Raw genomic sequence first — 12,677 nt, 5'->3', positions numbered from 1 at the left:
CAAACGACCGGCTTTACGCTGCTCGAATTGCTCGTCGTGCTGGCCATTTTTGGATTGGTGACGGGCCTCGCCTTTCCGGCACTGGACCGCGCGATTAAGCTGCAGGCTTTTCGGACGGTGTCCGCGCAGGTCGACCTTGGCATGCGTCAAGCACGTGCCGATGCCATTCGCCAGGGTCGAAGCGTCGTCTCTCCGCCTTTTGCGAACTCGGACAGCAATGCTTCGGTTGGACTGGCCACGCAGTTGCTGACACCCTCTGTGAAAGTGGCCCAAACTGACGCGATCCGGTTTTTCCGCGACGGGACCTCGAATGGCGGAAGCGTGGACATCAGCAGCGGCGGTCACAAGACAAGCATCCTGGTCGATGCCCAAACCGGCACCGTGACGTCAAAGTCGTTATGAAACATGGCGCTGCCTTTCGTGAACAGGGTTACGGTCTTGTCGAAGCGTTGCTCGCAATGGCGATAATCGCGGTTATGATGAGCGCCTTGTTTTCCAGCATTTCAAACAACGCGAAGGCGACGCGGGCCGTGGCCGATCGCCGCGCCGCCGTACTCATTGCAAAGTCTGCGCTCGACCTGGCTATCGGCGGCGGTGCCGAAGGTCCGCGATCTGGCGACGCCGGCCGGTTTCGGTGGCAAATCGCGATTGACCCATATCGGGGGGAAAGCGCTGGTGCGCCCCGGCTCGACCGTGTGACAGTGACGATCGACCAGCCGGGGTCACCCGTGCCATTGTTCCAGCTTCGTTCGTTGCGGATTGGCCAGTAATGATGTGGCCTCGCGATCGCTTCACCACACCCCTGCGCCATCATCGGCACGAAGACGGTTTCACGCTCGTTGAAATGCTGGTGAGCCTCGCCGTTCTCGCTATCACCGCCGTGATGTTACTCAACGGTTTGCAAGCGGTGGCAAGTTTTGCGCAGCGCACCGACAGACAGGGGGCCGCTGATGACTCAATCGTCACGGCACAACGCATATTGCGCGACCGGATCGAGCAGTTGCGGGCCGTGACCAATCCGAACAGCGCCGTCCCGATCGTCGACGCCAATGGCGATGAGGGCAGCTTTACCTTTCTGGCCCCACCGCTCGCCCGCGCCGAGCCAGATAGCCTGTCGCGTTATCGTATCCTTGGCACGGCAACGGGGGATTTGCTGATCTACTCTGTAAACAGCCTTGACGACCGGTATGATTTTGCGTCCCGTGAGACGCGAGGCTGGCAACCAATTACGCTCTTGAGGGATGTCCAATCGGTTCGCATCAACTATTTCGGAGCGCGTTTGACCGGGATTGGCAGCGCCTGGCAGGTCGATTGGCAACAGCGGCCGCAACCGCCCGCCCTGGTCCGCATTAGGATCACATTTCGGCCGGGTGATCCGCGGGTCTGGCCTGACCTGATTGTGCGTTCCCGTTCAACGGAGAATACCGCCTGCAAAATCGACTTGCGGACCGGTCTTTGTGGGGCCGCGGCATGACGCTGAACGAACTGCTCAATAGTGACTTGGGAACGCTTGGAAGCGAGTTGCGCCGCGCGTGCGACTGGTGGATCGACGAGATTTCGACGCTCGTCCCCGCATCGGTAAAACAAGCGAGTATGGGCAAAAGGTCGATGGCCGTATTCGACGGCATCGACAATTTCGAATATATCGGAACCCGGGGCAACCCCCCTTTCAGGGCGACGATCCTGATTGCGGAGACGAGCGTCCTAGTCCGCGAAATCGTGACACCGCCAATGACGCGTGCCGACTTGCAACGCACGATCGACTTGAACAGCGAGCGCTATCTCCCACTCACTGCGGGGGCGATCATTGCCAAATCGGTGCAGAAGGAATCATCGGGCGACGGCATGTTGCGCGCCGATCTTGCAGCGATACCGTTGACACTGGCGCGCGCGCTGGCCGATGCGGCGACCGCTCGGAATGTCCTGGCGCAATCGGTGCGCGTTGGGAAAGGGGGTCACGCCGCCGACCCACGTTTCGACTTTCTTCCCGCGATGCGCGCTGCTGGACTAATGGTCGATCGCCGCAGGAAGACGACAAACTGGTGGATTGCGGTCGCAATGCTCGCCACGCTGATGGTAGCGACCGCCATCTGGCGCGCCAATGCCGACATTGATCGCATGCAGGCGCTCGTCGATGAACAGCGGCCAGCGGTTGCGGTGGCGCAGCGAATGACAGGGCAGATGCGCAGGGCTCACGCGGTTGCCGTGCGGACAACCACGAGGCGCAACCAGCGCGACGTGCTGGGCGTGCTTGCCGATACGACGCGCGTCATGCCCGACGGCGCCTGGGTTCAGCGCTATGCGTGGGATGGTGCCACGTTGCGCCTGACCGGCTATCGTTCGCGAGATGCCGACGTCGTTGCCGCGATCCGCAAGCTGCCGCGCTTTGCCAATGTTAAAAGCGCTCAGACGGACTCGATGGCCGAAATATCGGCGGGCCAGCCGTTTGACCTTGTCGCAATCGCTCGGTTGAATTGACGATGCGAAGTCTCGCCGACCGGGAGCGCAAGTTTGTCGCCGTGTTTATCCTGTGTCTTTTCGTTGGGGTCGTTTGGCTGCTCGTGGTTGCGCCTGTCCTGTCGGGAATATCCGAACGCCGGGAGCGCAAAATGGCGTTGAGTCAGCAGTTCCAGGCCAACCAGCGCATCATCGGATCAATCCCACGATTACGGCGTCAGGCCGAGCAGCAAAAAGAAGCGCTCGGACGATTCATCGTTGCGGCACCGAATGCGCAAACGGCGTCTGCAACTATGCAAGAGCGATTGCAGCGGACAATCGAGGCAACCGGCGGTGAGACGCGCGCGATTGAAGACGGGCAGATCGCGGACGACGTCCTTCGCATGCGCGCCACTGCGCGTCTGACGCTCGCGCAGCTAACCGCCCTGCTGGTGCACATGCAGAACGAACCGCCTTACCTTACGATCGAGACGCTGAACGTAACGGCAGATCAGGCGCTGGTGAGTGGTCGGCTGGAAATCATGGAGGTCAGTTTTGAAATTTCGCTTCCTGTTGTCCTTGCCCAATCGCACTGATGAGACGTTGCTGCCGGCAATCCTGGCGGGACTGCTCGTTGCGGCCATCATTACCCAGCTGCTATGGGCCAGCGACGCGCAGGACCTTCCTCCGGTGCTCCCCGTGGGCGCGGCGCATGCCAATTTTGGCGCGCCCGCTGTTGCGCCTGTCGGTCTGCCCGGTGTGATACTGGCGCGTCCGATCTTTGCGCCGCGCAAATCCGCGCTCGCGGGGGCAGGGGGCGGACCACCCCCCATATTGGGTGGCGCCACGGTGGCAGGAGCAATGTCGGTGCACGGTCGCAGCTATGCCGTAGTCCGTCGGGCCGATCGCACGACGTCGAATGTAGGCATTGGCGGTGTCGTGGGCGGGTGGCGGCTCGTTGCGCTCGGGGACGCCAGCGCCATTTTCGTCAGGGGCAGGGACAGGCGGACTATTGCGTTCGGCGCCCAAGGCGCGCCGCCGAACCCAGACGCAGCACCAGCGGAATGATCGGCGACCAAGGACACGCTGCGTCCGGCGACAACGGTTATGCGCTGGTCGCAGCCGTTGCCTCAATTCTCTTCATTGGAGTCATGGCGCTTGGCATCCTGGCACTGACCAGGCGTGTATTGGTCACCGGCGGCGCCGATGTGGATGCGGCGCGGGTCAGCGCGGCGGCGGAGGCGGGAATCGCGCTCGCATTGCGGGGCCTGCTGTCGGACAATCCGGGCGAAGCCATTGCCGCCGACGGGCGGCATCGCCAGATTATGTTCGACCGCGCCAAGCTGGACATTTCCGTGACCGATGAACGCGGTAAGGTGCCGCTGAACCTCGTCGATGAGACTCAGCTGACGTCGTTGCTCGAATATGTCGGTCTCTCGGGTGAGCCACTGGAGATTGCACGGGATTCGTTTCTCGACTGGATCGATGACGACGACGAGGTGCGAGCGAACGGCGCCGAGGCCGACTATTACCGCGTGAGGGGGCTGCGAACGCGCAATGCCGGTTTCGTGACGCTAGGTGAACTGGCCCGAGTGCGCGGGTTCAGTCCATCGACAGTGCAAAAGATTGCGGCCGTCGCCACGACCGACTTCGGCAATGGCAGCTTCGATACGCACGTCGCGTCGGCCGAAGCCATCCGCATCATGTATCCAAAGGGCGATGCGGCCATTGATGAAATCATAAGCAAGCGCGAGGCACAGGGGCAAACCACAGCATTCGCATTCTCCGATCGGACAAGCTGGACAGGACGTCCGCTGACAATCATTGCAACCGCATCGCTCGCCTCAGGGGCGTCGGCCCAGCGGCGCTGTACGATCGAACTCACCGGAGCGGACCGCCGCCCCTATGTCATTCGGCACTGTGACTGATGGTTTGAACGGGGGCGGGTGACCGTCGTTAGTTGCCCATCGATTTCGACTTGGCTCGATCGACAAGATATATCTCCGCGAAGATATCCTATCAAACAAGTATGGTTTACACTTCTACATGAGATGGTAATCACTTGCTCACACAACGGGCGGGACGAAGTGCTCCAATGTTGCAGTTCTGAGACTCTTGCTATATTGGGGTTTGTAGAATGGTTGTTACAATGAACCAGCGGTCGAATAACGGGGCTATCACCGGGGCGAGACCGCGGGTGGCAGACTTTGCGCCTAACCTCGGTGAGGGCGGCGGGATTGCGCCGGAAGCCGGAGGCGACGACGGGGCGTTAGCGACCTTTGCAGGCCAATCGTCAACGAACCAGGAACCTATTTCAATTACCGGTTGGGTGCTCGCGATTGGAACTGGGGCCATTTTGTGGGCAACTTTGCTTCACTGGGTAGTCTAGCGCGTTCGGCTGGAAAGGGCTGTTCAATCAATAGGAACCCCGAGCGCTAAGCACGACCGGCACGGTCCGCATCAGTATCGCCATGTCGAACAGGAAGGATTTGTTCCTGACGTAAAAGCGATCGATGCTGACACGCCGTCGATAGCTGGTGTGGTTGCGGCCGCTGACCTGCCACAGTCCCGTCAGGCCTGGCCGCACCCGAAAATAATCGTCGATATGTCGACCATAACGTTCGACTTCGGCGCTCACGATTGGACGGGGACCGACCAAGCTCATCTCGCCGCGGATGATGTTGATCAGTTGAGGAAACTCGTCGAAGCTCAGCTTGCGTGTAATGGCCCCCAATCGGGTAATCCGGGGATCATTGCGCAATTTGTGATCGCGCTGCCATTCTTCGCGGGCTTCGCTGGAAGCAGCCAGATGCTGCTGCAGTGCAACATCCGCATCCTTGCACATCGTGCGAAATTTTAAGCACGAAAACATTTTTCCGCCACGACCGACGCGCCGCTGGACGAAGAATAGCGGTCCAGGGCTATCGAGATATAGGATCAATCCCAGAACCATGAGAAATGGCAGCGCAACCAGCAGGATCGTCGCGGCGCCCATGACGTCCACGATGCGCGACAGGGTGGTGTCGATCATGACGCCAGTGCCGGTGCTGGTCGCGCTGCCTTTCCAGGCATCCCGCAGCCGCCATTCGATCTTTGTCCAGTAATAGGTGGGGCTTGGTTCCGGATCGGATTCCAGCACGTCGGCACTAGAAAATTCGCAAACGGCTTCGCTTCCGAGCGTCATGAGTGCCTCCGATGAGGATACCGACCTCCCCTGTAGAGGCCGTTAACGAATCCTTAACGACGGTCTATTTCGCATTCGTTACAGGGAGCCCTTCGCAGTTGCGAAATGGAAAATAATTCATGTCGCAAAACGGGACTGGTGCGACGGTGCTTCGCATGGCCACCATTTCTGATTCGATTGCGAATTAGAAGTAACGCTCTCCGACCCTGACCGTGTCCCCGGGGCGAATCACCAACGCCCCGTTCAGGGGATAGGCCTTTTCCTCGGTCTCATTCTCGTGCCGGATAAATATTGCCGTCCGGTTGGCACGGAAGGTGAAGCCCCCGGCCTTGGCAACCAAGGCGAAGGCATTCAGTCCTTCGGTGTAGGGGAACTCGCCCGACCGGGCTACTTCACCCAGAATATAGATCGGCCGATAGCTGGTAAGGGCAACCGTAACCCGCGGGTTTCGGATATATTTTGCGCCTAGCCGGGTACTGATCTCGTCCCCCAATTCGGTCGTCGTCTTTGTCGCTGCCGCGATCCGGCCCAGCAAGGGATAGGCGATCGTCCCGGTCCCATCGAGCGTAAACTCGCCCGTCAGCGACGTCTCGCCGAAAACAGTGATCAGCACCCGGTCGCCTGTCCCGAGTCGATAGGCAAAACGCTCGCCCGAAGCGACAGGACCCGGCGGGATCGTCTGGCATGCTGCACACAGGAAAAGGAGCGCAAAACTGTACAGGCGTGTCATCGCTGGGAATACCTGATTGATGGCATGATAGCCGGGCCTTAGCGCTGCGTGTCAGAATAATGCAACCAACGGCGGACATAGGAAAGGTAATATTCGTGTTCGGGGGAGGGTGCAGCTTAGAATGTCGCGAACTTACGCATCCGTTTACGCCGCCGCGTGGCTTATGGTTTTCCCATCGCAGTGCTTTGCGCAAGCCACAGCGGAAAATCAGGCGATCAGGTCGGTTGAGATCGAGGGTGATCGCGCTCGTGCCGTGACATGTCTTGCCACCGCGATCGCCTACGAAGCCGCCCACGAACCGATCGAGGGCCAGCAAGCGGTGGCCGAGGTCGTATTAAACCGTTTGCACCACCCGGCCTTCCCGAAAAGCGTTTGCGGGGTGATCTTTGCCGGATCAGGTCGGCGTACAGGCTGCCAGTTCAGTTTCGCCTGTGACGGTGCCCTTAGCCGTCATATGCCCGTGGCGATCATGGCGGCGGCGCGCGCGGTCGCCAACGCGGCTCTCGATGGAAAAAATCCGCTGCGCGTCGCTGGCGCCACGCATTACCATGCCAATTATGTCTCACCCTATTGGGCACCGAGTCTTATTCGGGTGGCAAGGATCGGAGCCCATATCTTCTATCGAGGCGCTGGCTCGCGTGACCAGAACGATGTCCCGTCACCTTATGCCCCCATCGGTGAGCCATCCATAATGCAATTGACGGGCCAGACGCCGACGCCACCCCTGATGGCCGCTTCGCCCCGGCCTGCCCACGAGCCTGCCAGCTTTGCGCCGTGGGGTTTGCTACCCCCGGTTCGCGCCGTGCCCGCTGGCTAGCCGATTCTTGTCAGGGGATGCGACCCTCGGTGCGGAAAGGCTCGAGCGTTCGCAACTTGGCGCGCAGTTCCTCGGTCATCGCGCGGCCATCGTCGGGCGTGCGCACGATCTGGGGTTTGATAAGGATAATCAATTCGCGCCGTTCCTGTCGGTCGCTGACATTACCGAACAAGGCACCGAGGATCGGTATTCGTGACAGCAACGGCAGACCATTGGTTCCGAGCGTTTTTGCATCGCTGAACAGTCCGCCCAGGCCCAGTACCTGACCATCCTGGACGGCCACTGTGGTTGCTATCCGCCGTGTCGCAATCGTTGGTGAGGAAATACCGACGGTGGTCAGGTTCGTAACGCTACTGACTTCCTGTGAAATATCAAGCAATACCAATCCACTGGCATTCACCCGTGGCGTGACGCGCAGGATGACCCCGGTGTCGCGATATTCGATCGAGTTGACGATATTGGCGCTTCCGGTGCCGACCGACTGCTGCTGCTGCGTCTGGATGGGAACTTGGTTGCCCACCTGCAACGCGGCTGTCTGATTGTTGAGGACCAGCAGCTTTGGTGCCGAAATGACCTTGATATTGGTGCGGCTTTCCAGCGCCCGCAACGTGGCGCCGATGTCGCTGGTCCGCAGAAAATAGGCGAAACCCGCTGCATTCGCGGTAGGCGCGGCGGGGTTGCCCGATCCCGATACGAACGTGCTGTTACCCTGGATGAAATTCCAATCGACGCCGTAGCTGAGATCGCCAGTCAGAGCGACTTCAGTGATCGCCGCCTCGATCAGCACTTGTGTGGGCGGCACATCCAGCTTGCGCATGGCGTCTTCGACAACGGCATAATCACGTGGGGTGCCAAAGACGATGACCGCATTGTTGACCTCGTCGCTGGAAACACGACCGGTAAAGCTGTTGACCGCCGCCCCCGTGGTATTGCCGGTGGCTGCTGATTCGCGCTGCCCGCTTCCCGGGCTTGCGCTGGCAGTCGAGGTCGCCACCGGTCGCGGCGCGTTCTGGGTGGTGTTGAGATCGTTCTGAGCCGCCAGCGGATCGGCCGGTGGACCGATGTCGCCACTGGCACCGCCAATACCGAACGCGCCGTTCAGCGTTTTTACGAGGTCCCGGGCGCGCCCATTCTGCACGCGATAGACAAACAGCCGCGCTTCGTTGTTTTCGCCTTCGCGGTCGAGGATGTCGATCCAGCGCCGAACGTCGTCGAGATATTGCCGCTGGGCCGAGATCGCCAGGATGCCATTCAACCGCTCCATCTGGATCAGCCGGACAAGGCCACGGGTCGGGGAATCGGCGGCATTGATGAGTTTGTCGAGTTCGGGAACGATCAGTCGGCTGTCGGTTCGTTGAGGCACCAGCAGGGCGAAAGACATGTTGCGCAACCAGTTGACGTCAAATTGCCGGGTCAGGTCGCGCGCGCTCTGGCGCTGGCCCGTCGTACCCGCGATCGTGATGGCATTGCGCGAACTGTCGGTTGCCGTGACAACCCCCGGCATCACCGAATCGATCACCTTCTTGAGTTCATCGGCGTTGATGAATTGCAGCGTCAGGATTTCGCTTCCCGAACCGATCGCTTCGGATGTAACGGGCTCGCGGGCCTGTCCGGCCGGCTGGATCGCGTAGCCCGAAGCGGCTGGCACAAGGGCAAGACCAGCAGCTTTCAGTGCCGTTTCGAACAGCCCGAGGACCGACGCACGGGCGACCTTGCCGGGCGTGACAAACGTCATCTGTTGGGCCGCTATACCGGGCGCGACCGTGTAGCCGACCCTGAGGACATCCCCCATGACCGATTTTGCGATGACCCCGACTTCAGCGGTCGGGAAGTTAAAGGCGATGTCCCCTCGGCCAGGAATGACGCGGCTGGTGCGCTGGGGCGACGACGGAACGGGTGCATCGCCGCCGACGATCGTCGAGCGCACTTGCCGGTCGCTTTCGGCTTGCGTGACGATATCGGGCTGTTGCGGAACAGCGATCGGGATCGGCCTTGATGGCCCAGCGCATCCTGCGACCAGCAGCAGGGCAAGACTGTACGACGATCGCAGACGGGATACAGATGCGGTCCTCACAAGATTATTGTCTTTCCATTTGCGAGGGTTCAACACCGACCCTCTTCGAATAGCGCACCGGAGGGTTCGCGTGTCTGCAATCGGCCCGGCCTGATCGGATAAGTCACCAATTTCCGACATCTTTGGCATCACCGCTGCCGCCGGGCGCGTTATCCGACCCCAGGCTGAAGACATCGACTTCGCCGTGATCGCCCGGCGCTTTCATATGATAGGCGTTGCGCCACGGATCGATCAGGGCACCGGGATCGGGAAGGTAGGGACCATTCCAGAAGGGCGCGGCTGCGGGTGCTTTCATCAGGGCTTGCAAGCCTTCTTGCTGGTTCGGGAAACCGCCTACATCGAGCTTGTAGAGGTTCAACGCCGCGACGATATTCTTCGACTGGATTGCCGCAGCCTGGGTTTTCGAACTGCCCAGATACCGCAGGACCTGGGGTCCGACCACCGCCGCAAGGAGGCCCAATATTGCCAGCACCACCAACAGCTCGATCAGCGTAAATCCCGCTTGCCCATGTGGCACCGTGCGGCCTGCATGAATTTTCGCCAACTTACTGGTTCTGGAAAACGCGGCCACGGTGGCTGGATCCGATCATGGGTTGGCGTTTCCGAATTTTATAGGCCGCCTGCAACGTGAAAAAACTGGGCGGTCGGTTAAAGCCGCTGTTAGGCACTCATTGCTACACTTTCATGTCTACCTGTTGGCCGATCTGTCGATGGGTCTGATCCGCATTTTTCGCATATGCACCGATCGATTGAAAAGAGGACAATCTTGAAAGCAAAAAAACAGGGACGTGCTGCTGACACGCCCCTGTTTCACTAATCGCAGTCGAATGGGCCTGATTAGACCAGATGATAATCCGCACTGTGTACGCTGGTGCTCTGCTGCTCCGGCTGGATGCTGCTCACATATTCGATGAACGTACCGGTTGCTCCGTCCGAAACGGCGTGAAAGTTCGACACGTCAAGCCCGCCGAGGACGGTGACAGCAAAAGCTTTGCGGATACCTGCGCCGTCCGGGTCGATCGAAAGTGTGTTGGTAGCCTTATCGAACGCCAAGGTTACCGCGGCCGAGAAAGCGAAATTGGTGACGTCGATTTTGTCGCCAAAGCTGAAATCGCTGATCGTGTCGCCCGCCAGGTTCAAGCTTGTGTCCTTGAAGACATCATTCCCTGCGCCGCCGGTCAGCACGTCGAGGCCGTTGCCCCCGCTGATGATATCGGCTCCCGCGCCGCCGTGGATAATGTCGTCGCCACCATTGCCGAGGATGGTATCATTCCCCGCCGAACCCGTGAAATCATCGGCACTTGCGCTGCCAATGATGCTCTTGATCCCCCGCAACTCGACATTGGTGAAGTCGAGGGTGCCGCCCGTCGACAGACCGACGATGTTGACGCTGGCGAAACCGGCGCCATCGATGATTTCGACACCCGTTATCGTCTCGATGCCGATATTGGTGTTGGATCCGGCAAGGATCGTGTCGACCCCGGCACCACCGTCAAAATTGTTGACGCCATTTCCGGCCTTGACGAGGAACAGGTCGTTTCCGTCATCGCCGAAAAGGAAATCCGAACCGCTGGCAACGATCGTATCGTCGCCCGAGCCACCATGTACTGTGTCAAAGCCCGCGCCGCCATCGAGATAATCGAAATCGGCACCGCCATCGATGGTATCGTCACCCGAACCGCCGATGATCCTATCGTCGCCGGTGCCGCCGACGATCACGTCCGCACCAGTCGTCCCAGTGTTGATATTGGCGTTGGTGCCATAGATCGTGTCGTTGCCATCCTTGCCGTCGATCAGCGCAATCTCGCCGTCGGCAATCGAAATTGTCCGCAGGTCAATCACATCGACGCCCGCTGTGCCAGAAATTGTCACATTCCCGAAACCGCCCGAAGTGATCACCTCGATCCCGGAAAGCGAACCGGTGGTAACCAGGATAACCGTGTCGTCAGCATTGGCCTGGACCGTGTCGAAGCCCGCGCCACCGATGTAGCTGTTAAGCGAAGTCTTGGTGTTGACGAGCAGGAAGTCGTCGCCCGCGCCGCCGTTCAACACATTGTTGCCGGCATCACCGTTGATCGTGTCCGAACCCAAGCCACCATAGAGACGGTCATTGCCGATGCCACCATTGATAAAATCGTCACCGGCACTGCCGATGATCGTATCGTCGCCCGCGCCACCGTTGATCGCGGCTATGTCGGTCAGCGTGATGTTGGAGAAATTGAGCAAGTCGCTGTCCGTCGCGCCGCTGATCGTGACGTTACCGAATCCACCGGCACTGATTTCCTGTACGTTGGCAATGCTTTGAATGTGGATCACGGTGTTGTCCGCGGTGGCCTGAATGTCGTTAGTCCCGGTGCCGCCGTTGAAGCGCGTGAAACCATTGGTCGTGCCCACGAGGAAAGTGTCGTTGCCGCCCCCGCCGTTGAGAATATCCAGCCCGCCGCCGCCAGAGATGATGTCGTCACCTGCCGAACCGGTGATCCGGTCACTGCCGCCCCCGCCGGCGATTTCGGCGATGCCAACCAGGTTGACGTTGGTGAAATCCAGGACTGACCCGGTTGGGGCGGCCTTGATCTTGACGTTGGCAAAACCCGCCGCGTTGATTTCTTCGACGCCCGAGATCGTGCTGATGCCGATGATCGCGTTGTCGCCGGTCGCAACGATGGCGTCGATGCCGAGCCCGCCAGCATAGCTGTCGATCCCCTCAAGAGAGCCGGGGTTTACAAAGAAAATATCGTTGCCCGCGCCGCCGCTCAGAATGTCGTTGCCGGTGCCGCCGTGGATCGCATCGTTCCCAGCGCCCCCGGTCAGCGTGTCCGCGCCGCCTGCGCCGAAAATGGCCCAATCTTCGGCCGTCGTTGCGGTGAAACTGTCTGCAGCGCTCGTCCCATTATAAGTCGGCATGTTGTAACCCCTGTTGCAATCACGCCGATCGCGTGATGTGCCCAAACCGTTAACCAGAATGTGTGACGCGGGTATTACTGATAAATTACAGCCAATTGTTTATGTCTATATTGGAATTGTTCAGAGCAGCGACGATCATCTGAAAGCATTATCGACAACAACCTGATCGATGTTGAAATGGCAAATTTGTGGCAAGTACTTATCCGTGGCATTGGTATGCGTCACGAGCTGCCCTATGCGGCGGTCATCTGTGCGGCGACTGCCTTGAAAAAGCCGCTCATATCGCCGCCGTTCGTCGCGAACACATCAAGCGGATGGGCGAAACTGTCAGAATGGACGTCAGAATAAAACCCGCAAAGAGGCCGCTAAGCGATTGATTTCAATGGTGCCGGCTGCAAAGTTCGAACTCGCGACCCCCTGATTACAAATCCGGACTTATTTCAATATTAACAATCACTTAGCTGAATTCGTGTATTAACTTTATCAACAACCGAACTCAACGGTGTGTGATAGTTTTTTGGTAACGACGACA

At 59.5% G+C, this 12,677-nt stretch carries 13 protein-coding genes; 8 read left to right on the top strand and 5 right to left on the bottom strand.

The window, feature by feature from the left end; translation table 11 throughout:
• The 7 genes from Q0R02_RS01015 to Q0R02_RS00985 form a co-directional block, all read left to right on the top strand.
• On the top strand, window positions 1-402 hold a 402-nt coding region (locus Q0R02_RS01015), incomplete at its 5' end, for a prepilin-type N-terminal cleavage/methylation domain-containing protein (protein ID WP_293880057.1).
• Window positions 399-770 carry a type II secretion system protein gene (locus Q0R02_RS01010; RefSeq protein ID WP_293880055.1) on the top strand — a complete coding sequence of 124 codons (372 nt, stop codon included), beginning with the start codon at window positions 399-401 and terminating at the stop codon, window positions 768-770. The genes Q0R02_RS01015 and Q0R02_RS01010, both read left to right, overlap by 4 nt.
• Window positions 770-1,474 carry a prepilin-type N-terminal cleavage/methylation domain-containing protein gene (locus tag Q0R02_RS01005; protein ID WP_293880053.1) on the top strand — a complete coding sequence of 235 codons (705 nt, stop codon included), beginning with the start codon at window positions 770-772 and terminating at the stop codon, window positions 1,472-1,474. Before Q0R02_RS01010 ends, Q0R02_RS01005 begins: the two co-directional genes overlap by 1 nt.
• Complete coding sequence (locus Q0R02_RS01000; protein WP_293880052.1) at window positions 1,471-2,478, top strand: PilN domain-containing protein; 1,008 nt, start codon at window positions 1,471-1,473, stop codon at window positions 2,476-2,478. The genes Q0R02_RS01005 and Q0R02_RS01000 overlap by 4 nt, the downstream gene beginning before the upstream one ends.
• Window positions 2,479-2,480: 2 nt before the next feature.
• Complete coding sequence (gene gspM / locus Q0R02_RS00995) at window positions 2,481-3,032, top strand: type II secretion system protein GspM (RefSeq protein ID WP_293880051.1); 552 nt, start codon at window positions 2,481-2,483, stop codon at window positions 3,030-3,032.
• On the top strand, window positions 2,992-3,504 hold the full coding sequence (locus Q0R02_RS00990) for a hypothetical protein (RefSeq protein WP_293880050.1): 513 nt from the start codon (window positions 2,992-2,994) through the stop codon (window positions 3,502-3,504). The genes gspM and Q0R02_RS00990 overlap by 41 nt, the downstream gene beginning before the upstream one ends.
• Entirely contained in the window at window positions 3,501-4,364 is an 864-nt protein-coding gene (locus Q0R02_RS00985; RefSeq protein ID WP_293880048.1) for a general secretion pathway protein GspK, read from the top strand. The genes Q0R02_RS00990 and Q0R02_RS00985 overlap by 4 nt, the downstream gene beginning before the upstream one ends.
• Before the next feature lie 488 nt (window positions 4,365-4,852).
• On the opposite strand, the gene Q0R02_RS00980 is transcribed toward Q0R02_RS00985, so the two are convergent.
• On the bottom strand, window positions 4,853-5,620 hold the full coding sequence (locus Q0R02_RS00980) for a sugar transferase (RefSeq protein WP_293880046.1): 768 nt from the start codon (window positions 5,618-5,620) through the stop codon (window positions 4,853-4,855).
• 184 nt (window positions 5,621-5,804) lie between these two features.
• Window positions 5,805-6,350 carry a polysaccharide biosynthesis/export family protein gene (locus Q0R02_RS00975; protein ID WP_293880045.1) on the bottom strand — a complete coding sequence of 182 codons (546 nt, stop codon included), beginning with the start codon at window positions 6,348-6,350 and terminating at the stop codon, window positions 5,805-5,807.
• Window positions 6,351-6,471: 121 nt separating this feature from the next.
• Here Q0R02_RS00975 and Q0R02_RS00970 point away from each other — a divergent pair, with 121 nt between their 5' ends.
• Window positions 6,472-7,167 (top strand): cell wall hydrolase, encoded by a 696-nt coding sequence (locus tag Q0R02_RS00970; RefSeq protein ID WP_293880044.1) that lies wholly within the window; start codon window positions 6,472-6,474, stop codon window positions 7,165-7,167.
• Between the two features lie 10 nt (window positions 7,168-7,177).
• Here the strand turns inward: Q0R02_RS00970 and gspD are convergent, their stop codons facing one another.
• From gspD to Q0R02_RS00955, 3 genes are all read right to left on the bottom strand, one after another.
• Window positions 7,178-9,241, bottom strand: coding sequence for a type II secretion system secretin GspD (gspD, locus tag Q0R02_RS00965; protein WP_293880043.1), 2,064 nt, complete (start codon window positions 9,239-9,241; stop codon window positions 7,178-7,180).
• 103 nt (window positions 9,242-9,344) lie between these two features.
• The gene (gene gspG / locus Q0R02_RS00960) at window positions 9,345-9,785 is read right to left on the bottom strand and encodes a type II secretion system major pseudopilin GspG (RefSeq protein ID WP_293880042.1); all 441 of its coding nucleotides are present in this window, start codon (window positions 9,783-9,785) and stop codon (window positions 9,345-9,347) included.
• Window positions 9,786-10,078: 293 nt separating this feature from the next.
• A complete protein-coding gene (locus Q0R02_RS00955; protein ID WP_293880041.1) occupies window positions 10,079-12,145 on the bottom strand; it encodes a calcium-binding protein in 2,067 nt (688 codons plus the stop codon).
• Between the last annotated feature and the right edge of the window lie 532 nt (window positions 12,146-12,677).

The sequence above is a fragment of the Sphingomonas sp. genome (assembly GCF_025353885.1).
GTDB lineage: Bacteria > Pseudomonadota > Alphaproteobacteria > Sphingomonadales > Sphingomonadaceae > Sphingomonas_O.
The sequence above is the reverse complement of the archived record's forward strand: the minus strand, read 5'-3'. Positions and strand labels throughout refer to the sequence as shown.

Excerpts from the sequence above, each read along its gene's own strand:
- Q0R02_RS01010 (WP_293880055.1), top strand. The coding sequence starts at position 399 with ATGAAACATGGCGCTGCCTTTCGTGAACAGGGTTACGGTCTTGTCGAA.
- Q0R02_RS01005 (WP_293880053.1), top strand. The coding sequence starts at position 770 with ATGATGTGGCCTCGCGATCGCTTCACCACACCCCTGCGCCATCATCGG.
- Q0R02_RS01000 (WP_293880052.1), top strand. The coding sequence starts at position 1,471 with ATGACGCTGAACGAACTGCTCAATAGTGACTTGGGAACGCTTGGAAGC.
- gspM (WP_293880051.1), top strand. The coding sequence starts at position 2,481 with ATGCGAAGTCTCGCCGACCGGGAGCGCAAGTTTGTCGCCGTGTTTATC.
- Q0R02_RS00985 (WP_293880048.1), top strand. The coding sequence starts at position 3,501 with ATGATCGGCGACCAAGGACACGCTGCGTCCGGCGACAACGGTTATGCG.
- Q0R02_RS00980 (WP_293880046.1), bottom strand. The coding sequence starts at position 5,620 with ATGACGCTCGGAAGCGAAGCCGTTTGCGAATTTTCTAGTGCCGACGTG.
- Q0R02_RS00975 (WP_293880045.1), bottom strand. The coding sequence starts at position 6,350 with ATGACACGCCTGTACAGTTTTGCGCTCCTTTTCCTGTGTGCAGCATGC.
- Q0R02_RS00970 (WP_293880044.1), top strand. The coding sequence starts at position 6,472 with ATGTCGCGAACTTACGCATCCGTTTACGCCGCCGCGTGGCTTATGGTT.
- Q0R02_RS00955 (WP_293880041.1), bottom strand. The coding sequence starts at position 12,145 with ATGCCGACTTATAATGGGACGAGCGCTGCAGACAGTTTCACCGCAACG.